Here is a 25,151-nt window from a genome sequence, read left to right as displayed (position 1 = left end):
TAATTACTTATAGGAGTCAATTACCTATGCGAAGGGGATACACCTCAAAAAAATTCTGTTCCCCCCTTGTTCTATGAGAACAAATCAGATACATACATTCCAACAGGGGGCGGCAAAGGTGCTTTCCCATGATGGCCGGTTAAAAGTCATTAATCCGGCCTATGAAAGCGAAGGAGTGCATGCGATGGCTACGCAACTTAAGCTGGTAGACAAGGATAAAGACGTGGACCGTCAAAAAGCACTGGACGCAGCTCTCCAACAAATTGACCGCGCCTTTGGCAAAGGTTCCGCGATGAAGCTCGGCTCGAAAGAGGCGATGCAGGTTGAATCGATTTCTACCGGCTCTTTGGGGCTGGATATTGCGCTTGGCATCGGCGGCCTACCCAAAGGGCGCGTGATCGAAGTTTATGGCCCGGAAAGCTCTGGCAAAACGACGCTTGCCTTGCACGCTATCGCTGAGGCGCAAAAAGCGGGCGGCACAGCGGCATTTGTGGATGCAGAGCATGCGCTGGACCCCGTTTATGCGAAGGCTTTGGGCGTTGACATTGATGAGCTGATCGTCTCGCAGCCGGATACCGGCGAACAAGCGCTTGAGATCACCGATACTCTGGTGCGTTCCAACGCGGTTGATATTCTTGTGGTCGATTCGGTTGCGGCGCTTGTGCCCCGCGCTGAGATCGAAGGCGAAATGGGCGACAGCCACGTCGGCCTTCAGGCGCGCCTTATGTCACAGTCGCTGCGTAAGCTGACCGGCTCCATCAACCGTTCAAAGTGCATGGTGATCTTCATCAACCAGCTGCGCATGAAAATCGGTGTGATGTACGGCAACCCGGAGACGACGACTGGCGGCAATGCGCTTAAGTTTTACGCCTCGGTTCGCCTCGATATTCGCCGCACCGGCCAGATCAAGGACCGCGACGAGGTTATCGGCAACTCGACCCGTGTGAAAGTGGTCAAGAACAAGGTTGCGCCGCCCTTCAAGCAGGTTGAATTTGACATCATGTATGGGGAAGGCATCTCCAAGATTGGTGAGATCCTCGATCTTGGCGTGAAGGCCGGCATCGTTGAGAAATCGGGCAGCTGGTATTCTTATGACAGCGTGCGGATTGGGCAGGGGCGTGAAAACTCCAAGCTTTATCTCAAAGAAAACCCTGAAGTTTGCGACAAATTGGAAGCCGCCATTCGCGGTAAAACCGATGAGGTCGCCGAGGAGATGATGACCGGTCCGGACGCGGACTGAGGCGTTAACTCCTTAAGCGGGCGCCCGTGATGCTCTAGGACTGAGCTTGGGCAAACAAAGTGCGGGAGAATTCTTCCGCCCCCGGAGACATGGAACACCGGCGCAAAAGCGCTTTCACCCTTCGGTGGAAGCTTGGCTTTTCGCCGGTTTTTCATTTGTAGCCCGCAAGGCCCACTTCTCCAGTGCTATTGCAGGGTAAAAATGTGCTGTGCTGCAACGTGGACACTGTGATCAAAAATCAGACAACAGCTTTCGCTTGTCCCAGCTTTCGCTTGTCGCTGCCTTATGCATGGCTTACCTGCACCCCGTAACATTTAGTGGTTCGGCAACTCACATGACTTCTACCAACGATATCCGTCGTTCTTTCCTCGACTTCTTCGCAGGCGAAGGTCACGTCGCCGTGCCCAGTGCGCCGCTGGTCCCATACAACGATCCCACATTGATGTTCGTGAACGCAGGCATGGTCCCGTTCAAAAATGTTTTCACCGGGCTCGAGACGCCTCCGGGCCCCTGTGCAACCAGCTCGCAGAAATGTGTTCGCGCTGGCGGCAAGCACAATGATCTCGACAATGTGGGCTACACCGCGCGCCACCACACCTTCTTTGAAATGCTCGGGAATTTTTCCTTTGGCGACTATTTCAAAGAGCAAGCGATCCACAATGCGTGGACGCTGTTGACCCGCGAATGGGGGCTCCCGGCGGACAAGCTTCTGGTCACGGTCTTCCACACCGATGATGAGGCGTTTGACTTGTGGCGCAAGATTGCAGGCCTTCCCGAAGACCGCATCATCCGCATCGCCACCAATGACAATTTCTGGTCGATGGGCGAGACGGGGCCGTGCGGTCCTTGTTCTGAGATATTTTTTGATCACGGCGAACATATCCCCGGCGGCCCTCCGGGAAGCCCCGATGAAGATGGCGACCGGTTCATCGAGATCTGGAACCTTGTCTTCATGCAGTTCGATCAGGCAGCAGACGGCACGCGCAAAGACCTGCCAAGCCCCTCGATCGACACCGGCATGGGCCTCGAGCGGATCGCAGCTGTTATGCAAGGGCACCATGACAATTACGACACCGACACCTTCAAGGCGCTGATCGCGGCATCGGAAGGCCTGACTGGGGTTGCAGCAACTGGCGACAACCAAGGCTCGCACCGCGTGATTGCGGATCACCTTCGCTCAACCTCGTTCCTGATGGCTGATGGTGTGCTTCCGTCCAACGAAGGGCGCGGCTATGTGCTGCGCCGGATTATGCGCCGCGCCATGCGCCATGCGCACCTTCTTGGCGCAAACGAGCCATTGATGCACCGCCTTGTGCCATCGCTCGTCACTGAAATGGGGCAGGCTTACCCAGAGCTTGGGCGGGGACAGGCGCTTATCGAAGAAGTGCTCCTTCGCGAGGAGACCCAGTTCCGCAGAACGCTCGACAAAGGGCTCAAGCTTCTTGACGAGGCCACCGGCGATATGGGCGAGGGCGGAGAATTGGACGGCGAGACCGCGTTCAAGCTCTACGACACATACGGCTTTCCATACGACCTCACCGAAGATGCGCTGCGGGCGCGCGGCATAGCGGTGGATCGCGGCGGTTTCGATGCGGCGATGACGCGCCAGAAAGAGGCAGCGCGCGCGGCTTGGAAGGGTTCTGGCGAAGCGGCATCGGACGAAATCTGGTTCGATATCGCAGACCGCGAAGGCGCAAGCGAGTTCACAGGATACGCCGCAACATCGGGCGAGGGCAGCGTTGTTGCCATCGTCAAGGACGGCGCGGAGGTGCAATCTGCGTCGGCGGGCGACGAAGTGGTCGTCCTCACCAATCAAACCCCGTTCTACGGCGAAAGCGGCGGACAAACCGGCGACACCGGCTCAATTTCCGCGCCCGAAGGCCTCGCTGCCGAAGTTTCGGATACGAGCAAACCGCTGGGCCGTCTCCACGCGCATCACGCAAAAATCACCGCTGGAACAATCACGGTGGGTGACAATGTGCAGCTTGAGGTGGATGTGGCCCGGCGCAATCAGGTCCGCGCCAATCACTCGGCGACCCACCTTGTCCATGCGGCATTGCGCGGTCAGCTGGGCGATCATGTGACGCAAAAAGGCTCGCTGGTGGCCGATGACCGTTTGCGCTTCGATTTTTCTCACCCCAAGGCGCTTTCCAGCGAAGATATCGCTGCAATCGAAACGGAAGTGAACGCGCAAATCCTTGCCAATGAGGAAGTGGGCACGCGGTTGATGAGCCCCGATGATGCGGTCGAAGCGGGCGCTTTGGCGCTGTTCGGCGAGAAATACGGCGACGAAGTGCGCGTCCTTTCGATGGGGCGCAAAGGCGGGGAAGGTCGCAGCTATTCGGTTGAACTGTGCGGCGGCACCCATGTTCGGGCAACCGGCGATATCGGTCTGCTGCGCATTATCTCTGAAAGCGCGGTGTCCTCTGGCGTTCGCCGGATCGAAGCGCTCACCGGGGATGCGGCACGAAATTGGCTGGTGGCGCGTGAAGAGGCGCTCAAATCCGCAGCGTCCGTAATCCGGGCGACACCTGAAGAAGTGCCGGGCCGGATCACTGCTCTTATGGAAGAGCGTAAGCGGCTTGAAAAAGAGCTCGCCGAAGCCAAGAAAGCGCTTGCCCTTGGTGGTGGTGGTTCTGGCGGTGATGCTGCGGGGTCTGCTGATGAGGAAGTGGGCGGGACCGCGTTCAGCGGGCAGGTTCTCGAAGGGCTGAGCCCCAAGGAACTGCGCCCATTGCTCGATGAAACCAAACAGCGCCTTGGCAGCGGCGTTGCCGCGATTGTGGCGGTGAATGACGGGAAGGCAAGCATTGCAGCGGCTGTCACCGATGATCTCACCGGCACATTCAGCGCGGTCGATCTCGTACGCGCAGGGGTTGAGGCGCTTGGCGGCAAAGGCGGCGGCGGCCGTCCTGACATGGCGCAAGGCGGAGGTCCTGATGGCTCGAAGGCGGCCGAGGCAATCGCGGCTGTCAGACAGGTTCTTACCCGTGAAAACGCCTAACCTTCGCTCCTCGAGGTTTTGAGTTTTGGCCGGTCCTTGAGGCCGCCATCGACCTCCAGTCGCTCGCGAAATTGATCGCGTTTCTCGTGGATCGAGGCGATGACAGGACCCATTGCGACGCCGATGTCAACCAGCACCGCCTCGGACAGCTGGAGCGAGCTTTCCAGGGTTTCCGGCACCGCGTGGGTGGCACCGGCGCGGTACAGACGGGCGGCGTGATCGGTGTCGCGTGCGCGCACGACGATCAGAAGTTCAGGATATTGTGTGCGCAGTTTTGAGACAAGGCGCTGTGCCAGCACCGGTTCGTCCATGGTCAAAACCAATGATGGCGCTTTTTCGATACCGAGCCGGGTAAGCGCATCGCCCCGGGCCGCATCGCCGAACGCAGCGCGGTAGTTTGCGCGCTTCACCTCGTCGATCACGTCGGGGTCCGAATCCAGAATAACATAGGGCTTGTCGTGCTCAGTTAGCATTTCGGCAATAAGCCGTCCCACACGTCCCCCGCCGATGATGATAGTGCGCTCCTCATCGTCGCCCTCATCCATGGCATCCGGTGTCGCGTCGATTCGGCGCGCAATAACCCGGCCCAATCGGGCAAGAAGCGGGGTGATTGTCAGGCCGATGGCGGTCACAATTTGCCAGAACTGAGCGGTTTCGGTGTCAATGACAAAGGCGCTTGTCGCAGCGGCAAGAACGATCAAGGTGGTTTCAGACGGGCTGGCCATAAGCACGCCCGTTTCCGCAGCCGTCCCGCGCCGTGCGCCCATCATGCGAAGCAGCGTGCCGGTAATGATGGCCTTAAACACAAGAACGCCGATAACCGCCGTGACAATCTCGCCAAGGTTCGCCCAGATCTGAGCGAGGTCCACTGACATGCCGATGGTGATAAGGAACACGCCCAGCGCAAGCCCCTTAAACGGTTCCATGATCGTCTCGACTTCGCCGTGATACTCGGTCTCTGCAATCAGCAGCCCTGCGATTAGAGCGCCCACGATTGGCGAGAGGCCAGTCGCCGATGTCGCAAGGCTTGCGCCGATCACCACCAGCATGGTGGCGGCAAGGAAAAGCTCAGGGCTTTTTGTGCGCGCAGCCTGACTGAAGAGGCGGGGGAGGGCGAAGCGGCCTATGACAAGGAGTGCCAAGATAACAAGCCCGCCATAGACCAAGGTGTCGGTGAGCCCATCCATCCCGCCGCCAGCAGCTGCCGGAGCAAGAGCGCCAAGGATAAAGATAATCGGCACGATCATGATGTCTTCGAACAAGAGCATCGAGAGCGCGGCGCGTCCCACTGGGCTGCGCGTGCCGGAGATTGGCAGCACGATCGCTGTGGAGGAGAAGGCAAGGGCAAAGCCGAGCGCAAGCGCCGCGTTGGTGTCCATCCCTGAATACTGGCCGAAAAACGCCGCCGAAATGCTCCCGATAATGAGCAGCTCGAGGCTACCAAGGCCAAAGACGAGTTTGCGCAATTGCCACAAGCGGTTGAAGGAAAGCTCCAACCCGATGGCGAACAGCAGAAGGATGATCCCGAAGTCTGCGAAAGGCGTTAAACGTTCAGGGTCGGATATGGTCACATATTGGAGCCAGGGCACCTTATCGACGAGCGTGCCAAGGCCAAAAGGCCCCACCGCCACTCCGATCAGGATGAAACCGATGATCGGCGTTATCCGGAAGCGGGCAAACACAGGGATGACGATCCCTGCTGATCCGAGAATCACCAGCGCATCCTGCATCACGGGAGACATTGTTAATTCGCCGGCCATAAGTTCCTTTGAAGCGCGCGTGTGTCGCTGTTTAGCCCGGATGCAAATTGCCCCAAACCACCGTCTTTGCAATGCATTATATCACTAAAACAAAAGGGGCGGCTGTTCTTTCGAACAGCCGCCCCCGAATTTCGATAAAACCGAGCGTTTAGCTCCAGTTTTTCATCTCTGTTTCGAGATTTTGCACGATGGCCTCGAAGAACTGTTCGGTGGTGAGCCAGTTTTGACCCGGACCGATCAGCAATGCCAGGTCTTTGGTCATTTGACCTTTTTCGACGGTCTCGATGCACACGCGCTCAAGCGTTTCGGCAAACTTCACCACATCGGGCGTGTCGTCGAACTTGCCGCGATACATCAGGCCCCGTGTCCATGCGAAGATGGAGGCGATGGGGTTGGTTGAGGTTGCCTTGCCCTGTTGGTGTTGGCGGTAATGGCGGGTGACGGTGCCGTGCGCCGCTTCTGCTTCGATGGTTTTGCCGTCTGGGGTCATCAGAACCGAAGTCATCAGTCCCAATGAACCAAAGCCCTGTGCAACGGTGTCGGACTGAACGTCGCCATCATAGTTCTTACACGCCCACACGAACTTGCCTGACCATTTAAGGGCAGAGGCCACCATATCGTCGATCAGGCGGTGCTCGTATGTGATGCCAGCTTCAGCGAATTTTTCTTTAAATTCAGCTTCGAACACTTCCTCGAACAGATCCTTAAAGCGGCCATCATAGGCTTTCATGATCGTGTTTTTGGTCGAGAGATACACCGGCCAGCCGCGGTCGAGACCGTAATTCATCGACGCACGCGCAAAGTCGCGGATCGAATCGTCGAGGTTGTACATCGCCATGGCGATACCAGCGCTCGGGAAGTCGAAGACGTTGAGATCAATCTCGGTGCCATCATCGCCTTCATAAACCATCCGCAAACGGCCAGGGCCAGGGATCAGCGTGTCGGTTGCGCGGTATTGGTCACCAAAGGCGTGGCGGCCAACAACGATGGGATCGGTCCAGCCGGGAACAAGGCGCGGGACGTTGTCGATCACAATAGGTTCACGGAAAACCACGCCGCCAAGGATGTTGCGGATTGTGCCGTTTGGCGACTTCCACATTTTCTTGAGGTCAAATTCTACAACGCGCTCTTCGTCAGGGGTGATGGTTGCGCATTTGACGCCAACGCCATGCTCTTTGATCGCATTAGCGGCGTCGATAGTGATCTGATCATCGGTCTCATCGCGTTTTTCAACCGAGAGATCGTAATATTTCAAATCCAAATCGAGATAGGGCAGGATTAACCGCTCGCGGATCCACTGCCAGATGATTTTGGTCATTTCATCGCCGTCGAGCTCGACGACAGGGTTTTTAACCTGAATTTTTTGCATGGGCGTAAGCCTGTCCTTCCCATCCGTAGGGATTTCGAAAATTAGACTGTGCGGATGTTTGATCCCATCCTAGTGAGAAGCGGCTTTAGCAGAGGTGCCGCGTTGCGCAAGTCGGACCGAGAGATGGGCCGAGAATCGGGGCGCACGCCGGAATGCACTTCAGGCCGCGGCCCATTGACCATTGAGCGCTAAAACCCGCTTCCGGGCTCACGCAAATAGGCCTCTTCCTCCGCCCTTGATGTGCGCCCGAGCACTGCGTTGCGGTGCGGGAAACGGCCAAAGCGTTCGATTACATCGCGATGTTCATGCGCATAACGCGCATACCGGCCATCAAGCAGAGGTTCAATCAACGCGACAGCGGTGTTTTGATCGGTCAGGTCCTCGCTATGTTCGAACGGAAGGTAAGCAAAGACGCGTTGTTCCTCGCTGATTTCAGCGTCCCAGCCTTTCGCAATCACCGCCCGCGCTACAGAAAGGGCGAGAGGATCGGTGGCGAATGCCTTGGGGTTGTCTCTGAATAGATTGCGTGAGAACTGATCAAACAGAATGATTGCGCCAAAGGCCTGCTTGGCACTGTTCAAAAACGCTTCCGGCGAATTTTGAGATAATTGGTCATGCGATCCCCCGAAACGGGATTGAATGCGGGCATCGAGAGCATCGCTTTTTAAAAACCAGTCTTTGGGCTCCACTTCTTCGAACCAGAAGTCCAAGACCGCACGCGCCCAATCATCATTTTCGCAGACGTCCATGGAGCGCCCCTAAAGCACACAGCGCCAAACGCAAAAAGGCGCCGCAATCGCGACGCCTTTTGAGAAGTGATGGTGGGCGTACCAAGATTTGAACTTGGGACCCCTACGATGTCAACATAGTGCTCTACCCCTGAGCTATACGCCCGCACCATCATCTCAGGTCCCACGCCGCAAGCGGTGTGGAAGCGGCGCGTTAGCGAAGCTCACACATGAGTGCAAGCGATTCGCTGAACAGCGGCCGAAAACTTATGAGCTATACGCGTGCCTCTTGCTGTTCTTCAAAGACACGCTCCACCTCAAGCACAAGATCGCGCAGGTGGAACGGCTTGGAAAGCACTTTTGCGTGAGGCTGTTCGCGGCTCGCGCGCAGGGAGACGGCGGCAAAGCCAGTGATGAACATGACCTTTGTGCGCGGGCTCACTTCTGCGCAGCGCTGTGCCAGTTCAATCCCGTCCATTTCAGGCATGACGATGTCGGACAAGAGCAGGTCAAACCGCTCTTCTTCGAGCAGCGGGACAGCCTCTGTTCCGCGATCAACCGTGGTGACGTGAAAGCCAGCTTTGGTGAGGGCGCGCTCAAGATAGGCGCGCATGGCCTCTTCATCTTCAGCAAGAAGGATTCGCGGGGTGGATGGCGTTGTCATAACGCTCCCAATACAGCCAATCACTTAAGAAATCTTTGGCCTTCACCATCAGTGCCCTACTTTGAAACGTTCAATTTTGATCAATCTCCTGAGCGGCATACGCAAGAGAGCGCAAAAATTCCGGGTGAGCACCGATATTGCCGAGAGATTTGAGTGGCTTTCGTTGCATGCGTCATGAGGTGCAAAAATTGATCAGAAGTTCGTGAATTCTGCCTTTGACTCGTTGGGGCAAAGCGGGCAGCACTGTGAGCCTATGCACGCCGAAGATTTTCCTCAATACCCACCTTCTTGCGATTGGCCTGCTCCTCGTAACGCAAGGGATGGCACCTTGCATGGTTTGGTGACAACCAAAGGCGGCGCAATTTCAGGTGAGGGGGCCCACGATGGGGGCAAAGCGGCGTTTGTTCATGTCGCCCCGCGCCATATGCCGCTTCCTGTGCTGATTGCAGTGCCGCATGCCGGGCGCGCATATCCATCTGAGATCGCAGCGCAAATGCGCGATGCAGATCACAGCCAGCTGCGTTTGGAAGATCGGTGCATTGATGCAGTGGGGGTGGAGGTTGCTAGAGCGACGGGCACCGGCTTGTTGGTCGCACATGCCCCGCGCGCCATGCTCGATTTGAACCGGGCAGCCGATGATATCGACTGGGGCATGGTCGCCAAACCCCGAAATTTTGACAAACCGTCCTTTTTTCGTGCGCTCGGTATTCAGATGCGTTCTGGAGGATCTGGCAATTCGCGTGCGCGCAGCGGGCTTGGTCTGGTTCCGCGCCGATTGTCCGGATTTGGCGAGATTTGGCGCTCAAAGCTGCCGCATGCCGAAATCAGCCGCCGGATTGAACATATTCATCAGCCATATCACGCCTTTCTCGAGGAAGAGCTCAAGAGGATACGAGACGCTTGGGGCGCGGCGCTTCTCATTGATCTGCATTCCATGCCGCCTTTGCGGCGTAAAGAAGGTGAGGTTGAGCCCGCGCGTATTGTTCTGGGCGACCGATACGGCGTTTCGTGCGACCGCCTCATTGCCTCAAACGCGTTTCGGTATTTTGAGCATCATGGCTGTATAACGGCGCATAATCGCCCCTATTCAGGCGGCTATGTTCTTGATCGGCACGCCCGCCCGTCCAAGGGTATTCACGCAATTCAGATCGAGATTTGCCGCAGCACGTACCTTGATGCGGAGTTTTCTGAAACGACTGAGGGCGCAGGATCGCTCGCCAATATGCTCGCCGGCCTGGTACGGATATTGGGCGCTGAGACGGCGCGATTGGGTTCTGGCGGACAGATACCTCAAGCTGCGGAATAGCCGCCGCAGATCGCTTTCATCCGGGCTCTCACAATGGGGCCCCTTAAAGCTGAGGCACGTAATCCGGTGCCAGCGACCAGGCCTCCACAAATCGGCGTCCCCAATTCGGTGTATGCAAGCTGCCACCCACATCTGACCGCAAATGACCGCAAAAAAATTGCCACCTCGTGCAAAAAGGGGGAAGCACGAGGTGGCCAGGTTCAGGGAGGATCACGCCAAAAATGGCGTATTCCGGAGCGGTTCATGAGGGGGTAACCGCTCCATTTGCCTAAATATGCCAAGGGCGGCCTACTTTCAAGAAGTAGACCGCCCCAATTGCATCGCATTTGGACGCGATTACTGACAAAGGAGGGGAACGCAGTGGCTGTGTCCCCCAATCTGCTCTGTCTGACTCATGCAGTGTGCCAGCTTTGATTAAACCCGCACTACAAAGCCGAGATCGCCGGTTAAGACGCAGCCTCTGGCATAGGCACTTTGTCTTGAGCGCTCTGACGCTCAAACACAACGCGCATAAGGTTCATTGAAAACAGATGCGCGTGGATCAGCATAAGCATGCCGCTTTTGTTAAGCTCTTCCACTTTCTCAGTTGGCAGATCGCGCAGTTTCTCTTCGTTCACCATGCGGAAACCGCGATAAACAAATGGCTTGTCGGGCATGTCATTGCGAGTGATCGCGATTTCGCCGTCCATCAACAGGTCCATCTCAGCAAGCTGGTCGAGGAAGGCTTTGGTGCGCTGACCCGAAGTTTCAAACCGGCGGCAAAACTCCAGCACATCATTGGTGTACTGGGTCGGCTTATTCTCATCGCCTTCCGCCGCGAACAGCGCCTGGCCTTCCTTGTCTTTGCCAACCACGCCTGCTTCCGGATCGAAACAAAGCGACATATCCTCGCTGTCAGCGTTCAGCTTTGCGAGGATGAAGGGGTAGCGGCGGATATATGCAGGCACATAAACGCCGGCGGTCAGCTTGCCATTTTCGTCAATGAAAGTGTTCACTCCTTCATTAAGGCCCAAAAGAGCGATCGGCAGCGGCGTGTCATTGGCAGTGAAGACAATCGGATAGTGACGCTGGGCATCGACGAATTCGTCCACCGTCAGCGGGATGGCATGGGTGCTTGCCATGAACGATGCGTCTTCAAAGTTCGCCACTTTCCATTCCGCGTGATCGCGGCTGTTGAGTGGCATTAAGTCTTTATAGAAAAGCGGAAGTTGCGGCTGCGGCGCGGTGGCCATGGAAAGTCTCCTCGAACCTAAATTATTGGTATCCCAAAGCGGTATTTGCGCGAATTTGGCAAGTTCCGCTCATAAGTTGGCAGGCGCTTTAAGCGGTCGCGGGCCTAGGTGCAAGCACGAGGACTATTCGATCACAACATTTGGCAGAAATTGGCGTCATTTGGGAAGAAGCTTGCCCGGATTAAGCAATCCTTGCGGGTCCAGCGCGTGTTTAACCGCGCGCATCATCGAAAGGCTTACCGGATCACCAAGCCGGTCCAGCTCACCCACTTTCATCTGGCCAATTCCGTGCTCGGCGCTGATCGAGCCGCCCCACTGCGTCACAAGATCATAGACAAAGGCGCTAACCTTTTTGCCGTGGGTCTCTTCCCATTCGCCCGGGATCGCGCCTTTGGGGGCAAGGATGTGGAAATGAACATTGCCGTCGCCCAAATGCCCAAATGCAACCGCGCGCGTTCCGGCAAACCGCGCCTCTACCGCAGGGGAGGCTTCCAGTATGAACTCTGGCATTTTCTCAACTGGCACGGAAATATCATGCTGCATAGCAGGTCCAAGAGCGCGCTCTGCGGCTGAAATGGAATCGCGCAAGGTCCAGAACTCCTCAGCCTGACGCTCATTTGAGGCGATCACAGCATCTTTCAGAAGACCATCCTCAGCGGAAGCTGCGAGGGCATTTTCCAGCATTTCGCGCAAGGCTGAATCGTCTTTTTCTACGCCCATACATTCGATCAGCGCATACCAGTCGTATCGCTGTGCCAATGGCGCACGTGCATCAGGAAGGTGATCCAGCACGCTGGTGAGGCAATGGTCAGGCACCACCTCAAACCCTTCCAGGACATCGCCCAACGCGCTCTCGGCCCTGCGAAGAAGCGTGCGCGCATCGGTAATCGAGGACAGGCCGACCCATGCCGCCGCGCGCGATCTTGGCGCTGGCAAAAGCTTAAGGCACGCCGCTGTCACAATTCCCAAAGTGCCCTCTGAGCCAATGAGGAGCTGCTTAAGGTCGAACCCGCGATTGTCCTTTTTCAGCGCGGTGAGCGCGCTAAAGATGCTGCCATCGGCCAGCACCGCCTCAAGCCCCAGAACCTGCGCGCGCATGGTCCCGTGGCGCAGAACCTGCGTGCCGCCTGCATTGGTGGAGATGAGCCCGCCGATTGTGGCAGAGCCCTTGCCGCCAAGGGTCAGGGGAAAGCGCAGGTTCGCCTGCGCTGCCGCTTCGTGAAGCGTTTGCAGGATAAGCCCTGCCTCGCACACCGCCTGGGCAGAGCCTGCATCAAGGTATCTGATCGCGTTCATTCGGCGCAGCGATAGGAGGATTGACCCGCCGTCTTTATCGGGGGTTGCACCGCCTGCCATGCCGCTGTTCCCGCCTTGAGGCACGATCGGCACGTTATGGCGGGCACACAATTTGACAAGCTGCGACACCTCGTGTGCCGAAGAAGGCGAGGCAAGACCAATGGCAGAACCTGAATAGCGCCCGCGCCAATCGGTGAGCCACGGCTCCATGTCCTGCGCCAAAGTCGTCCAGCCTTTGGGGCCAAGCAATTTGGAAGCTTCGGCAACAAAAGGGGTTTTCGTAGTCATGGTCGCGCTCATTGTTGCGCCTATGCCACATATCTACGCGAATGCACCAATGGTTTGGCGTCTGGGGCATGGAACTGGCCGTCAAGTTAAGGCAGCGTTCAATCAGCTTAGCTAGGCAATACGCATTGATTGGGTAAGACTTTTGGTGGGGTCTTTCGTGGGACGTTTGTTTAAGAGGGATGAGAAGGCTCCATGTCTAGCCTCATATCTGGCCTAAACGTGATTGCTGCCTCGCTGGCGTTGCTGGTGCCGTTTGCACAGGTGCACGCAGAAGAGGTGCACGGGGACGAGGTGCACGCAGAAGAGGTGCAGGGGGATGAGCTGCACGCACAAGAGCGCGCTCCGTCATCAGCACCCCCGACCAATTCCCCATATTCAGCAGCTCAATTCGCGGCAGCCCAGCTATCAGCGGCGCAGCTCTCGACGCCCCAATTGCCCGGGCCTCAATTCCCCGGGCCCCAATTCCCCGCGGCCCAATGCTCTGCGAAGGCAGAAGAGACGCCAAGCATCGTCTCAGACCAGTCCTATTTAGAAGCGCAAATTCGCGGCTCGCTGCCTAAACACAGTGAGCCCGAAACCGTCCCGCTGCCCTCGCAGCTGAGCGCGTCTCAGTGGCTGGATGCTCTTCACCGCTCGCGAAATGCCAATCAGCACCGGATTGAGCGGCGCGTCACCATTCGCATCACCCCTCTGCGGCAAAGCTCACGCAATAGCCTTTTGGCACAGCTCCCGCGCCGGGGCGTCACGCAAGCGTTTGAAGAACGCAAAATGGACAATTGCCTGCCAGTCTCAGGAATAGCGGGCGTGCAAACGGGCACTGGCAATCGCCTGCTGCTGTTCCTGCGCGATGAACGGATCATCAGCCTCAATTTAGAGCGCGGCTGTGAGGCCCGCGATTTCTACTCCGGCTTCTATGTCGAGCGAAGCGAAGATGGCCGCCTGTGCGTAAACCGTGACAAGCTGCAATCGCGCAGCGGTGCCAAATGCGAGGTTGAACGCATGCGGCGCCTCGTCAAGTCAGAGGACTAGGCCCCCTCCCGAGCTAATTCTTCACAGGGCTTATTCTTGACTCCGGACGCCTTTTTGGCCAATCGGTCGAGGCTGTTTTGGTGGTAGTGGCACATTTGTGCGGCGCATTGCCGAAATCTGAGTGCGCTCACCTTTTCTTTATCCGGACATTTTCGCTGACTATGACATTTGCCGATCTCGGCCTTTCTCCAGAATTGCTTCAAGCGGTCGAGGCCGCTGGGTATACTGAGCCAACAGCTATCCAGGCCGAGGCAATCCCTTCTGTTCTTATGATGAAGGACCTGATCGGGATCGCACAGACGGGCACCGGCAAAACCGCAAGCTTTGTGCTGCCGATGATTGATGTGATGGCATCAGGGCGCCGCCGCGCGCTTATGCCGCGTTCGCTCATTCTTGAACCCACACGCGAGCTGGCCGCTCAGGTTGCCGAGAATTTTGAGAAATATGGCCAGAACCATGATCTCAAAATGGCTCTGCTTATCGGCGGCGTTCAGATGGGCGACCAGATCAAGGCGCTGAATGACGGGGTCGATGTTTTGATCGCGACGCCGGGCCGCATGATGGACCTGTTCGAGCGGGGCAAAATCCTGCTTTCGGGCTGCGAACTTCTGGTCATCGACGAAGCGGACCGGATGCTCGATATGGGCTTTATTCCCGATATTGAGTTCATTTGCGACAAGCTTCCTGAGACGCGCCAGACAATGCTGTTTTCGGCGACCATGCCGGCCCCGATCGAAAAGCTCGCTAAGAAATTCCTCAACAATCCCAAACGGATAGAAACCGCACGCGCTGCGACCACCAACAAAGATATTACAGCGTTCAAAGTGCCGGTGAAAAGCCGCCAGAAACGCGATACGCTTGAGTGGCTACTGGCTAACGATCAGGTTGAAACCGCGATCATCTTTGCCAATCGCAAAACAACGGTGCGCGAGCTTAACAAGCATTTGCAAAAGCGCGGCTTTGCAAGCGGCGAGATTCACGGCGATATGGATCAAAACTCGCGCCTCAAAGAGCTGGACCGGTTCAAATCGGGCGATGTGAATATTCTGGTGGCCTCCGATGTGGCGGCGCGCGGTCTCGATATCAAAGGCGTCTCTCACGTCTTTAACTTCGATACGCCGTGGCATCCGGATGATTATGTGCACCGGATCGGGCGCACGGGCAGGGCAGGGGCCAAGGGCCGCGCCTTCACTCTCGTATCCGATGAAGATGCAGAGGCTATCTCAAATGTTGAAAAACTTACCGGCCATCCGGTCAAGGCTTTTGGCAAAGAAGATGTGCGCGTCGAACTGGCTGAACCTGGCGCGAAAAAGGGCGGCAAGCGGGCCGAAGAAAAGCCAGCCGAAGAAAAGCCAGCTGAAGAAAAACGGGCTGCCGAAAAGCAGGAGCGCGAGGAGAAGCCCAAGAGGTCGAACCGCAAACCGCGCGCCAGCACCGACGAACAAGACCATGTTGAGGCGAAAGCTGAAAAGCCGCGCAAACCGCGTAAGTCCAGCCCGCGCGATGAGGACAGTGATCCCGTCGCTGCAGGCGAGTGGAACGGTCCTAAACCCGGTTTCCTAGACGTGAGCTTTGGCGAGTAACACTTCCAGCAAGTTGGCGCCGGACAATGTATCCCAGCAAAGCACCTGGTGAACGCAAAGCAGATTTTGTTGTCCACGCGCTCTCGGTGGTCTTCCTTGTGCCTGCCAGCCTGCTACTTATCCAAAGCGCCTTGAACACCGGCAATGCGCTGCTGACTTCGGCGGTGGCCGCCTATGTCTGCGCGGCGCTATTCTCGATCAGCATTTCTTTTGCCTACCACCTGCTGCCCCGGCATGAGCTACGGCCGCGTTTGCGCAAATGGGATCATGCCGCGATCTATGTCGTAATCGCCGGCGTGTTTGGCCCGCTGCTTGCAGTGTGCGACACTTGGAGCGGGTATGCGATCCTGTGCGTTTTATGGATTTTTGCAGCCGGCGGGGTGGTCTTCAAGCTTGCAGGCGGCAACCCCGATTCCCGTTGGTCGCTCATCTCCTACCTTGGGATGGGCTGGTTTGCCTTGGTCGCCTTGCCCGATTTCTGGGCCGGTCTCCCGCCACTAAGCGTCGCGCTCATCGCGGCAGGGGGCACCTTTTACACCATCGGCACATTGTTTTACCGAAGCAAAACCATGCCCTATCGCTACCCCATCTGGCACGGATTTGGCACAGGCGGCGGGCTTTCGTTCTTCGCTGCTATCTGGGTTGCCGTTAAAAGCGTTCCCGCAGCCGCGTGAACCGCAAAGCCATCGGCAAGCACGTCCACAAGCACGTCCAAGGACCCCGAACGCGTCTGGCGGCGGTGAAGCTTCGGATCATACGGCTGCTGAGCCGCTAATGGCCTTACCCATCCCAACACCCAAGGCGCTCTTGGCGGATAAGGGCTATGATAGTGACAGGTTCCGTGAAAGCCTGTTGATGCACGGTATCCTGCCGATCATCCCGCCTAAAGCTAACCGCAAAGTGCCAGAACATCCCGACTATCGCCGCTATCGTGACCGCAATCGCGTCGAACGAATGTTCAACAAACTCAAGCAATCACGCCGGATCGCCACTCGCTACGACAAGACTGCACTATCCTTTGAAACCTTCCTCAACCTCGCCAGCGCTCGCCTATGGATCAAAGCTTATGTCAACAGGGCCTAATATAATTGGTTTGTAGGAGAAAACCTTTTCCGCAAGCAGGTCTATATCTAGCTCCTCGCCATTATGGTATTCAGTCGAATGAAAAACATAATCTGACCAATTTGGATCAGGTGAAATATTGCAAATTTGACGATATATTTTATCTTGCTCGAGTTGTTTTATACCTGGACTAAGCATTTTTCTCACAAGAATTTTGAATTCATTTCTATTTATCACATTACTTACCTCTTAAGTGATTGAGTGGTGTACGTATAATAATATTATTCAAATTGAATACGTTTCCGCCGTCTTTCAAAGGTTGATTATGGTCTAATTCGAACCTTCCTCGTTCACCTACTTGCTGGGTAAGAGGAGCAAACGGTGCGTTTCCATCTCTCATAATCTGACGGTTACTTGGGTCAAACTGCTTACTCAACACTTGGTCATTGGCAACGGCTTCCCAGAACTCCTGTCGGAAGTGGTTAAAGTCTCTAAACTGACGACCCGCAAGTTGCTCAGCTATCTGCGCTGGGACTTTGCCTGCATTGGCCTGAGTTCCGCGCAGCCATGTTTCGCCTTCGCCAATCCGTGGCAGTGTCCCGTCATGCGAAGCAACGCCGGGCTGCGACCGTCGTCCCGAAGCCGTTGTACCCGACGAGGGTAATAGGCCAGAGACTTCTTCGTCAAAAATCGTGTCCGCAACAGTGTTATCAGCTCCGTCCGTCTCAGGCGCTCGCCCGGATCGTCGAAATCGCCATCGCCGTTGAGGTCTTTGTCCTTGGGTGCGCCCAGTTCATTGAGCAGCGTGTTGAGCACAACGCTCACCGCAGCGCCTGCTGCTGCGCTGCTGCAATCGGCGGTGCCCCCAGCGGCACCGCCGATAAAGCCGGTCAGGCCCTACAAGGCTGCGCGCACAGTGACGCTTTCCTCGGTCTCAACGTCACCGCGCTTGAGGCATTTGCCAAAAGGTCGCGGGCGGCCCACCCGCCAAGTGAGCGAGCGGACGCCTAACCACAGCGCTTGGTCCAAGCTCTTAGCTAAAACTCTTGAGTTTACTGGCGCTTAGGCAACCGGCGTCACAAAGCTGTCGATGACGCGTTTCTCTCCAGCCTCTTCGAATTGGATGGTGAGCTTATTGCCTTCTTGATCAATCACGCAGCCGACGCCGAATTTGGCGTGTTCGACCATAGCGCCAATTGCGATATCAGAGCGGGGCTGGCTTGCGAAACTTGCAGCAGAGCGCCCCGGCTCGGCGAGGCGCTTTTGCTGTGTTTCATAGCCGGACGAGACAGCGCGCCGCCATCCCGGACCGCGGGTCTCAGCGCGCCCCGGATTTTGCTGGGCGACATGGGCGAAGGGGTCTTCGTTCTCGCTCCAATTCGCGCGCCATAGCGATGCGCCGCCGGTCATGGTGGTTTCTTGCTCGATGAACTCTTCGGGCAGTTCTTCGATAAAGCGTGAGGGGATGGAACTTGTCCATTGCCCGTAAATCCGGCGGTTGGCGGCATGCATGATGATGCACTTGCGCTTTGCCCGCGTGATCGCGACATAGGCAAGGCGGCGCTCTTCTTCGAGGGAGGCTAGGCCCCCTTCGTCTATGCTGCGCTGTGACGGGAAGACGCCTTCTTCCCAGCCGACGCAAAACACATGGTCGTATTCCAGACCCTTCGCCGCGTGCATCGTCATGATGGTGACGGTCTCTTCGTCATCGCTGCGGTCATTGTCCATGACGAGACTGACATGCTCAAGGAAGTCGCCGAGGCTCTCATACTCCTCCATTGCGCGGGCAAGTTCGGAGAGGTTTTCGGCCCGTCCTGCGCTTTCAGCAGAGCGGTCACGCGCGAGCATATCGTTATAGCCGCTCTCATCCAGCACAAGGCGAAGCAGGTCAGCAGGCGACATGACCTCAGCCGCTTCGCGCCATGCCAAAAACTGCCGCATCAAAGAGCCGATGGTGTTGGCGGCGCGTTTGGGCAGTTCGTCGCTGTCTGCGAGCTGCAAGGATGCAGCGGCCAAGGGCAGGTTCACCCGGCGCGCGTGAATGTGCATCTTCTCCAGCGTTTTGGAGCCAAGCCCGCGTTTGGGTTGGTTGTAGATACGCTCAAACGCGAGGTCGTCTTGCGGCTGTGCGATGACACGCAGGTAAGCGAGGGCATCGCGGATTTCGGCGCGCTCGTAGAAACGAAAACCGCCGATAATCCGGTAGTTGATGCCCACTTGGATAAAGCGGTCTTCGAATTCGCGCGTTTGGTACTGCGCGCGCACGAGGATGGCGACTTGGTCAAGCGGTGCGCCTTCACGCTCCAATCGCTCGATCTCTTCGGAGACGCGGCGCGCTTCCTCTGGTGCGTCCCACACGCCGATAACCTTGACCTTGTCGCCGCCATTAGCCTGTGTCCAAAGGCTCTTTTCATGGCGCTCAGAATTGGCGGCGATGAGGCCAGAGGCCGCGCCCAAAATCTGCGGGGTGGAGCGGTAATTCTGTTCAAGCCGCACCACGGCTGTGCCCGGAAAATCCTTTTCAAACCGCAGGATATTGGCAACTTCTGCCCCGCGCCATGAATAGATCGACTGATCATCATCGCCGACAACGCAGATGTTTTTGTGAGCCTGTGCCAGAAGGCGCAGCCACAGATATTGCACCGCATTGGTGTCCTGATACTCGTCCACCATGATGTATTTAAAGCGGCTCTGATACTCGGCCAGCACATCGGTGTGCTTCCGAAATATGTTGAGCATATGCAGCATCAGATCGCCGAAATCGCAGGCGTTGAGTGCCTTCAACCGCTCCTGATATGCGCCATACATCTGCGCGCCTTTGCCGTTTGCATAGGCTTCGTTCTCGCTTGCATCGAGGTCGTCGGGGTTGAGCCCCCGGTTCTTCCACCGGTCGATACATCCCGCCAATTGCCGCGCAGGCCAGCGTTTTTCATCAAGCTCATGGTCATTGATTAGCTGCTTGAGCAAGCGCAGCTGATCATCGGTGTCGATGATGGTGTAATTGCTCTGCAATCCCGCCAGTTCCGCATGGCGGCGCAGCATCTTCGCGCAGATTGAGTGGAAGGTGCCAAGCCACGGCAACCCTTCACCGGGCGCGCCCAAATGCCCGGCGACCCGCTCGCGCATTTCCTTGGCGGCCTTGTTGGTAAAGGTCACGCACAAGATCTGGCTTGGCCAAGCGCGCCTGGTCGCCACCAAATGCGCCATGCGCGCGGTCAGCGCTGCTGTCTTACCCGTACCAGCGCCGGCGAGCATCAAAACCGGCCCTTCCGTGGTCAGCACAGCCTCACGCTGCGGCGGGTTCAAACGCGCAGCATAGGCCGGCACGCCAGAGCCAGCACCAGCTTCGGGCGCGCTGTCGGAGGCAGATTGGGGAAGGTTCGCACTCATAATATCGCCGGAACAGGTATAGAACAAATGTTGGAAAGGCAACTTCGCATATTGCGTGCCCGCGCGCACGCATCCGTAACGCGCCGTCCCCCATAAATCGTCTTGGCCTGTTTCCAGAACACCTCTCGCTGATGCGTGTTCCTCGCGCGATCTGGGCACGGCGGGGGGCTGTACGAGGGGGCAAACCGGTGCGATGTAGAGGGCGTTCGTCATCGCTTGGGAATATTCATTCTAGGAGAATCCCATGCGAATTTCACATTTGTACCTTTTCGGTGTCGCGGTTGCGACTTTTGGCTTTGTGGCCGCCGTTCCGCTTAGCGCAGAGCCTCAGGATGCCCCGTCATCTTCTGGCCCGCCACCTTCTGCGCCGTCATCACCTGAGCTTTCAGCTGAGCAACAGGCTCAAGTCGACAGCTGGTCCGCGGAACAGCAAGTGCAATATGAGCTATGGCCAGCCGAGACGCAGGCCTACTACTGGGAATTGTCCGAGCCCCGCCAGATGATCTTTTGGCAGCTTGCCGATGAGGACAAAATTGCGCTCACCGCGATGACCGGGCCAGAGCGCGATGCTGCGTGGACCCAGATTGAGACACGCGCGCCCGCTTCATCGTAGGGTGAAAACCTCTCCCCTGCACAGCATTCCCAGCACCAAAGTGGTCCTTTGGGACGGGCGCGTCATCAGTCCCGCGTCTCGCCTGTGTGTGGTGTGTCTGTGCCGGGTGTGAGGGCAGGCTCGCGTGTAAACAGCGTGAGCCTGCCCTTGCCAACTTTGCGGCTCTTCTCGATGGTAAGACCCTTGACCTCAGGCTCCTCGTCAAAGGCGGTCTCCAGCGCGATCCATGTGCTCTCGCTGATCCAGCCGAGCCGCTGGAGACGGTCCAGAGCGACTTCGCCTGCGCCTGTGCGGTAAGGCGGGTCGAGAAGCAGCACATCGTAAGGCTCGCGCGAAGGGCGAAGGCCCATGACGGAGCTTGTCTCTATGGTGCTGCGCGCGCGTGCGTCCAAAGCCGTAACATTGGCGCGAATGGCGTCCAAGGCGCCGCGGTCCTGTTCGGCGAAAAGGCAATGCGCAGCCCCGCGTGACAGCGCTTCGAGGCCAAGTGCGCCTGAGCCTGCGAAAAGGTCGGCGACGCGAAGGTCCTCAAAACTGCCAAGGCGGCTGGTGAGCATGGAGAAAAGGGTTTCGCGGGTGCGGTCAGCAGTGGGGCGCGTCGCGTCGCCCTTGGGCGCAGTGAGCTTACGCCCGCGCCATTCGCCTGCGATGATGCGCATTATCGCTTTTTCTCCTTCTGGCCCTCTCTTTGGCCCTCTTTTTGGCCGCCCCGTTTAAGGCTCGCGACAAAGCGATCAAGGTCGCCCTTTTTGATGCGCACCGCTTGACCGCGCGGAAGGTCGCCCAGCGCAAAAGGCCCGTAACCCACGCGGATCAAGCGGTTTACCTCAAGGCCGAGATATTCGAGCACCCGGCGAACTTCGCGGTTTTTGCCCTCGGTGATGGTCATTTCGATCCAGTGGTTTTTATGACCCTTTCCGCCAGACCCGCGGTCCAGATTGGCGTCGATAGAGCCATAGCGCATGCCTTCGATCTCCACCCCTTCGCTAAGCGCCTCAAGCTGTTCCTGCGCGATTTCGCCAAAAGCACGGGCGCGGTAAGTGCGCGGAATGCCGGAGGAGGGAAGCTCCATCAGCCGTTTAAGCCCGCCATCATTGGTGAGGAGCAACAGCCCCTCAGTGTTAAAATCGAGGCGCCCGATCGGCATGACGCGCCCGGTGTCCTTGGGAAGGGCGTTGACCAGCGCGGAGTAAATCGTCGCGCGCCCGGCGGGATCGCGCTCTGCGGTGATGAGACCGGTGGGCTTGTTGAATGCATAGAGCTGGGCGGGTTCAGGCGGGCCCACAGGCTTACCATCAACGCTGACCCCTCTAAGCGAGGTGAGGAAGGTCGCAGGCGTCTCAACCGGTTTGCCGTGAAGCGTAATTCGCTTGTCGGCAATCATCCGCTCAATCTCGCGGCGGCTCGCCACACCTGCGCGGGCGAGCAATTTAGCGATACGGTCGCCTTCAGGGCGATCTTCGGATTTCTTGGGGTTTGTGGGCATAAAAGGCCCCTTAGGCGCTCAGGTGCTCCTGCACAATCTCATCAAAGCGCGCGATGCCGCTTTCCAGCGTTCCCATGGTGAGGTGCCTGATCGCTCCGCTTTCTAAACCTTGTTGGCCAAGCTCTGCTGCGCGGAAGTCTTCAGAGGCAAAAACCCCGCCATCAAGCAGGTTCCAGCTCTTCTCCCAATGGGCAAGGGCCTTCTCGGTCTTGGGCTCTTCGGGGATGAGCATAAAGTCCTCGACCACTGTGTGATTGTGCGACTGCGGCATAAGGACCATGATGTTCAAATAATCGGGGCTTGGCACGATCACGGTTGCCGGAAACAATTGATAGGCAAAGGTAATCACCCGGCGCATGGCGTCCATATCGGTGAGGTCCACGCCCTCCATTTCCTCCAAACGCCCAACGGCAGAGCGCATATGCGGGCCGACGATATCGCCGCTGGTGACGCCGTCTTTAAAGAAGGGGCCGATGGTGTTCGCATGGAGGCGCGTCACATGGTAGCTTTCCAGAAACGCATCCATGATGAGCTTCCAATTGCCTTTCACCTGGTGGATTTTTCGGCGGAAGAGGTGGAGGTCTCGCATTCCAAAAGCGTCGAAATCGGCGCTGATCGCTTTAGCGTCTGTGAAATCGGCGCCTTCCACTGGCGCAAACCAGATCAGGCCGCCGGTTTCGAGCGAGGGAAGTTCAACAAGGCTGTGCTCTGATTTGTCGAGGCCGGGGAAGGTTTCAGGGCGGGGCAGGGCGAGAAGCTTGCCGTCGAGCTTATAGGTCCAGGCGTGATAGGGGCACACCATGCGCTTGGCGCATTGAACCTCTTTGCCTTCGACCAGCCGCGTGCCGCGGTGTTGGCAGACATTGAGGAAAACATGCGCCTTGCCGTCATTGTCGCGGGTGATGAGCAGCGGGCGTCCGGTGTCGTCATGCGGCACCACCATTCCGGATTTAGGGAGCAGCGCTGAGGGGACGAGCACTTGCGGGAGCTGATCAAACAACGCCGCTTTCTCGCGCGCAAAGTGATCGGGGCAAGTGTAGCGGCTGGCGGGGACCGTGCCGATGGTGTCCACCGGGCGGCGCGCTTTGCCATCACGAATGCTCTCAGCCAGCGCGAGTTGGCCCGGCGTTGGGCTTAAGCTGGGCAAATCTTGCGTTGTTGCTTCGTTCATAGGCCTCTCCCTATTTCCCTTCGGCGAGTTATGCCCCACACTTGGCATGAAATCAAAAGGGATTAGGGATCACGTGACCGAAGCTGTTGCAAATGAAACGCCGGAAAAACCCAAAAAGAAACCCGGCATCCGCGAAGTCCTGCGCGCCCTGCGGAATAAGAAATCCGCATATATGGCGCTGTTTGGTTTCACCAGCGGGCTGCCCTTCGCACTGTTTCTGGGCACGCTTTACGCTTGGCTGTCTGAGGCTGAGGTGGATCTGGAGACGATGGGCGTCTTCTCGCTGATCGGCCTTGCCTACGCCTTCCAGTTTATCTGGTCGCCCTTGGTGGACAAGGTCGATTTACCGGGGCTTCGTAAGCTGGGCAAACGCAAACAATGGATCGCGCCGATGCAGCTGAGCCTCGGGATCATCCTTGTGACGCTCAGCCTTCTGGAGCCGAAAACACAGCTCGGCTGGTTTTCGCTCCTCGCCGGGATCGGCGCTCTTGCCAGTGCGACGCAGGACATTGCCATCAACGCTTGGCGGATCGACGTGGCGGACGAGGAAGCCACGCTCGATATGCTCTCCACGATCTACCAAATGGGCTTTCGCCTCGCCTCGCTTTTTGGCGGCGCATTGGGCCTTATCATCGCTGCAAGGATCGGTTGGCCAGAAACCTATATGATCTTTGGTGCAAGTATCCTTGCGGTGGGTGTCGCAGGGCTCTTTGCGCCTGACAGCGACCGTGACCGGGCAAGCACCGCAAGCACGAGCGAAGAGGAAATCGAGGAGCTTTATGCCGCCGGAGAAGTGCGCCCCGAAGTGCGCCGCAGCTTCCTTTGGATGGTGGTCGGCCTATGGGTGTGGGCTCTCACCATCCTTGGCATCTTCATGGTCCGCGCACTTGGCGGTTTTGTGCCGATGATGGGCGTGCTTGATCTGGGGCTGTTTGCTATCGACCCCAATTACCTGCTTGGCATGTTCGCTTTGAATGAAAGCGGGCGGCCCGATCCGACAGAGTTTACCGCCAAGATGGGACCGTTCATTATTGCAGCGACCATTGTTGTACCAGCGGCAATTGCAGGGATGCTCCACCGCCGCAAAGCGCAAGGGGTGGAAGTGATTTTGGCAGGAGAAACCGCGCCGCGCGTATCGGGCGCTGTCGATCACCTTTACCGCGCATTGCTCGCGCCCTTGGTAGAGTTTGTTGGGCGGATCGGCTGGTCGCTTGTTTTGATCTTGGCGCTCGTCCTGACCTACCGGATTTGCGATGCGATCTGGGGGACGTTTGCCTATCCGTTTTATCTGGGCGAGCTGAATTACACCAATGATGAGGTCGCCTTTGCGTCTAAGCTCTTTGGAGTTTTGGCAATAATCGGCGGTCTTGCGTTAGGCGGCCTCATGCTCACGGTTCTCGGGCGGATGCTAACTCTTACCTTGGGAGCTTTGCTCGCAGCGCTCACTAACTTGCTTTACGCCGATATGGCGGTTGGTGGAGCCAATATGCAATGGGCCAGCGACTTGGTGGGCTTCTCTTGGTTCATCAGTACTATCGCGCCATTCGGCTCCGACGCTTTGCCCCGGTTGGCGTTTACGATCATGTTTGAGAACTTGGCCATCGGTATCGCTGGTGCCGCCTATATCGCGTGGCTCTCCTCCATCGTGTCGAAGAAATACGCAGCGGTGCAATATGCGCTTTTGTCCTCACTCACTCTGCTTGTGGGCACTTTGGGGCGGGGCGCTTTGGGCGAAATGATCGAGGATCAGGGCTATTTCGATGTCTTCGTGCTCACCACTCTGATCGGGCTGTTCGCCGTGGTCCTGTGTCTGGCGGAATGGTATCGTCAATCCAAGATGGGCACCGACGATGTTGAGGCTAAGCCGAAGGTGCAGGCTGCTGAATAGCCAAACCACACCCGTTCGCCCTGAGCCTGTCGAAGGGCGCGT

Annotated in this window: 21 protein-coding genes and 1 tRNA gene; 9 read left to right on the top strand and 13 right to left on the bottom strand. The window is 57.4% G+C overall.

The features are described 5' to 3' along the window. Window positions 1–184: 184 nt before the first annotated feature. Window positions 185–1,240, top strand: a complete 1,056-nt coding sequence (gene recA / locus AC0V60_RS07355) for a recombinase RecA (RefSeq protein WP_486177841.1) — start codon at window positions 185–187, stop codon at window positions 1,238–1,240. Window positions 1,241–1,574: 334 nt separating this feature from the next. After that, on the top strand, window positions 1,575–4,244 hold the full coding sequence (gene alaS, locus AC0V60_RS07350; protein WP_486177840.1) for an alanine--tRNA ligase: 2,670 nt from the start codon (window positions 1,575–1,577) through the stop codon (window positions 4,242–4,244). On the opposite strand, the gene AC0V60_RS07345 is transcribed toward alaS, so the two are convergent. The 5 genes from AC0V60_RS07345 to cpdR form a co-directional block, all read right to left on the bottom strand. After that, window positions 4,241–6,004, bottom strand: coding sequence for a cation:proton antiporter domain-containing protein (locus AC0V60_RS07345; RefSeq protein ID WP_486177839.1), 1,764 nt, complete (start codon window positions 6,002–6,004; stop codon window positions 4,241–4,243). The genes alaS and AC0V60_RS07345 overlap by 4 nt on opposite strands. A gap of 148 nt (window positions 6,005–6,152) precedes the next feature. Then, window positions 6,153–7,373: an NADP-dependent isocitrate dehydrogenase gene (locus AC0V60_RS07340; RefSeq protein WP_486177838.1), complete on the bottom strand. Its 1,221-nt coding sequence runs from the start codon at window positions 7,371–7,373 to the stop codon at window positions 6,153–6,155. A 188-nt stretch (window positions 7,374–7,561) separates the two neighbouring features. Beyond that, window positions 7,562–8,122: a DUF924 family protein gene (locus AC0V60_RS07335; RefSeq protein ID WP_486177837.1), complete on the bottom strand. Its 561-nt coding sequence runs from the start codon at window positions 8,120–8,122 to the stop codon at window positions 7,562–7,564. Between the two features lie 70 nt (window positions 8,123–8,192). Next, window positions 8,193–8,267, bottom strand: a tRNA-Val gene (locus AC0V60_RS07330). Window positions 8,268–8,375: 108 nt separating this feature from the next. After that, window positions 8,376–8,765, bottom strand: coding sequence for a cell cycle two-component system response regulator CpdR (gene cpdR, locus AC0V60_RS07325; RefSeq protein WP_486177836.1), 390 nt, complete (start codon window positions 8,763–8,765; stop codon window positions 8,376–8,378). Between the two features lie 340 nt (window positions 8,766–9,105). Between cpdR and AC0V60_RS07320 the strand changes: the two genes are divergently transcribed. Further along, complete coding sequence (locus tag AC0V60_RS07320; protein WP_486177835.1) at window positions 9,106–10,071, top strand: N-formylglutamate amidohydrolase; 966 nt, start codon at window positions 9,106–9,108, stop codon at window positions 10,069–10,071. Between the two features lie 446 nt (window positions 10,072–10,517). On the opposite strand, the gene AC0V60_RS07315 is transcribed toward AC0V60_RS07320, so the two are convergent. Together AC0V60_RS07315 and AC0V60_RS07310 are read right to left on the bottom strand one after the other, a co-directional pair. After that, entirely contained in the window at window positions 10,518–11,303 is a 786-nt protein-coding gene (locus AC0V60_RS07315; protein ID WP_486177834.1) for a SapC family protein, read from the bottom strand. A gap of 156 nt (window positions 11,304–11,459) precedes the next feature. After that, complete coding sequence (locus AC0V60_RS07310) at window positions 11,460–12,887, bottom strand: FAD-binding oxidoreductase (protein ID WP_486177833.1); 1,428 nt, start codon at window positions 12,885–12,887, stop codon at window positions 11,460–11,462. A 192-nt stretch (window positions 12,888–13,079) separates the two neighbouring features. Between AC0V60_RS07310 and AC0V60_RS07305 the strand changes: the two genes are divergently transcribed. The 4 genes from AC0V60_RS07305 (at window position 13,080) to AC0V60_RS07290 (ending at window position 16,582) form a co-directional block, all read left to right on the top strand. Further along, on the top strand, window positions 13,080–13,916 hold the full coding sequence (locus AC0V60_RS07305; protein ID WP_486177832.1) for a hypothetical protein: 837 nt from the start codon (window positions 13,080–13,082) through the stop codon (window positions 13,914–13,916). A gap of 161 nt (window positions 13,917–14,077) precedes the next feature. Continuing rightward, window positions 14,078–15,499 (top strand): DEAD/DEAH box helicase, encoded by a 1,422-nt coding sequence (locus AC0V60_RS07300; protein WP_486177831.1) that lies wholly within the window; start codon window positions 14,078–14,080, stop codon window positions 15,497–15,499. A 26-nt stretch (window positions 15,500–15,525) separates the two neighbouring features. Beyond that, a complete protein-coding gene (gene trhA, locus AC0V60_RS07295) occupies window positions 15,526–16,173 on the top strand; it encodes a PAQR family membrane homeostasis protein TrhA (RefSeq protein ID WP_486177830.1) in 648 nt (215 codons plus the stop codon). After that, complete coding sequence (locus tag AC0V60_RS07290; protein ID WP_486177829.1) at window positions 16,100–16,582, top strand: transposase; 483 nt, start codon at window positions 16,100–16,102, stop codon at window positions 16,580–16,582. Before trhA ends, AC0V60_RS07290 begins: the two co-directional genes overlap by 74 nt. A gap of 217 nt (window positions 16,583–16,799) precedes the next feature. On the opposite strand, the gene AC0V60_RS07285 is transcribed toward AC0V60_RS07290, so the two are convergent. The 3 genes from AC0V60_RS07285 to AC0V60_RS07275 all read right to left on the bottom strand — a co-directional run bounded on the left by AC0V60_RS07285 (window position 16,800) and on the right by AC0V60_RS07275 (window position 19,951). Further along, window positions 16,800–17,084, bottom strand: coding sequence for a hypothetical protein (locus AC0V60_RS07285; protein WP_486179462.1), 285 nt, complete (start codon window positions 17,082–17,084; stop codon window positions 16,800–16,802). Then, a complete protein-coding gene (locus tag AC0V60_RS07280) occupies window positions 17,081–17,386 on the bottom strand; it encodes a hypothetical protein (protein WP_486177828.1) in 306 nt (101 codons plus the stop codon). Before AC0V60_RS07280 ends, AC0V60_RS07285 begins: the two co-directional genes overlap by 4 nt. Window positions 17,387–17,623: 237 nt before the next feature. Then, a complete protein-coding gene (locus AC0V60_RS07275) occupies window positions 17,624–19,951 on the bottom strand; it encodes an ATP-dependent helicase (protein WP_486179461.1) in 2,328 nt (775 codons plus the stop codon). A 244-nt stretch (window positions 19,952–20,195) separates the two neighbouring features. On the opposite strand from AC0V60_RS07275, the gene AC0V60_RS07270 reads away from it, so the two are divergent. Continuing rightward, the gene (locus tag AC0V60_RS07270) at window positions 20,196–20,564 is read left to right on the top strand and encodes a hypothetical protein (protein ID WP_486177827.1); all 369 of its coding nucleotides are present in this window, start codon (window positions 20,196–20,198) and stop codon (window positions 20,562–20,564) included. 65 nt (window positions 20,565–20,629) lie between these two features. Here the strand turns inward: AC0V60_RS07270 and rsmD are convergent, their stop codons facing one another. Genes rsmD through AC0V60_RS07255 form a run of 3 tightly spaced genes read right to left on the bottom strand, consistent with a single transcriptional unit; the run spans window position 20,630 to window position 23,221 of the window. After that, a complete protein-coding gene (gene rsmD / locus AC0V60_RS07265) occupies window positions 20,630–21,223 on the bottom strand; it encodes a 16S rRNA (guanine(966)-N(2))-methyltransferase RsmD (RefSeq protein WP_486177826.1) in 594 nt (197 codons plus the stop codon). Then, window positions 21,223–22,050, bottom strand: coding sequence for a pseudouridine synthase (locus AC0V60_RS07260; RefSeq protein WP_486177825.1), 828 nt, complete (start codon window positions 22,048–22,050; stop codon window positions 21,223–21,225). Before AC0V60_RS07260 ends, rsmD begins: the two co-directional genes overlap by 1 nt. 10 nt (window positions 22,051–22,060) lie before the next feature. After that, window positions 22,061–23,221 (bottom strand): aromatic ring-hydroxylating oxygenase subunit alpha, encoded by a 1,161-nt coding sequence (locus AC0V60_RS07255; protein WP_486177824.1) that lies wholly within the window; start codon window positions 23,219–23,221, stop codon window positions 22,061–22,063. A gap of 73 nt (window positions 23,222–23,294) precedes the next feature. Here AC0V60_RS07255 and AC0V60_RS07250 point away from each other — a divergent pair, with 73 nt between their 5' ends. Beyond that, complete coding sequence (locus tag AC0V60_RS07250) at window positions 23,295–25,109, top strand: AmpG family muropeptide MFS transporter (protein WP_486177823.1); 1,815 nt, start codon at window positions 23,295–23,297, stop codon at window positions 25,107–25,109. Window positions 25,110–25,151: the final 42 nt, after the last annotated feature.

Source organism: Erythrobacter sp. S259 (assembly GCF_057364965.1).
This window is presented reverse-complemented; position numbering and strand designations above follow the sequence as displayed.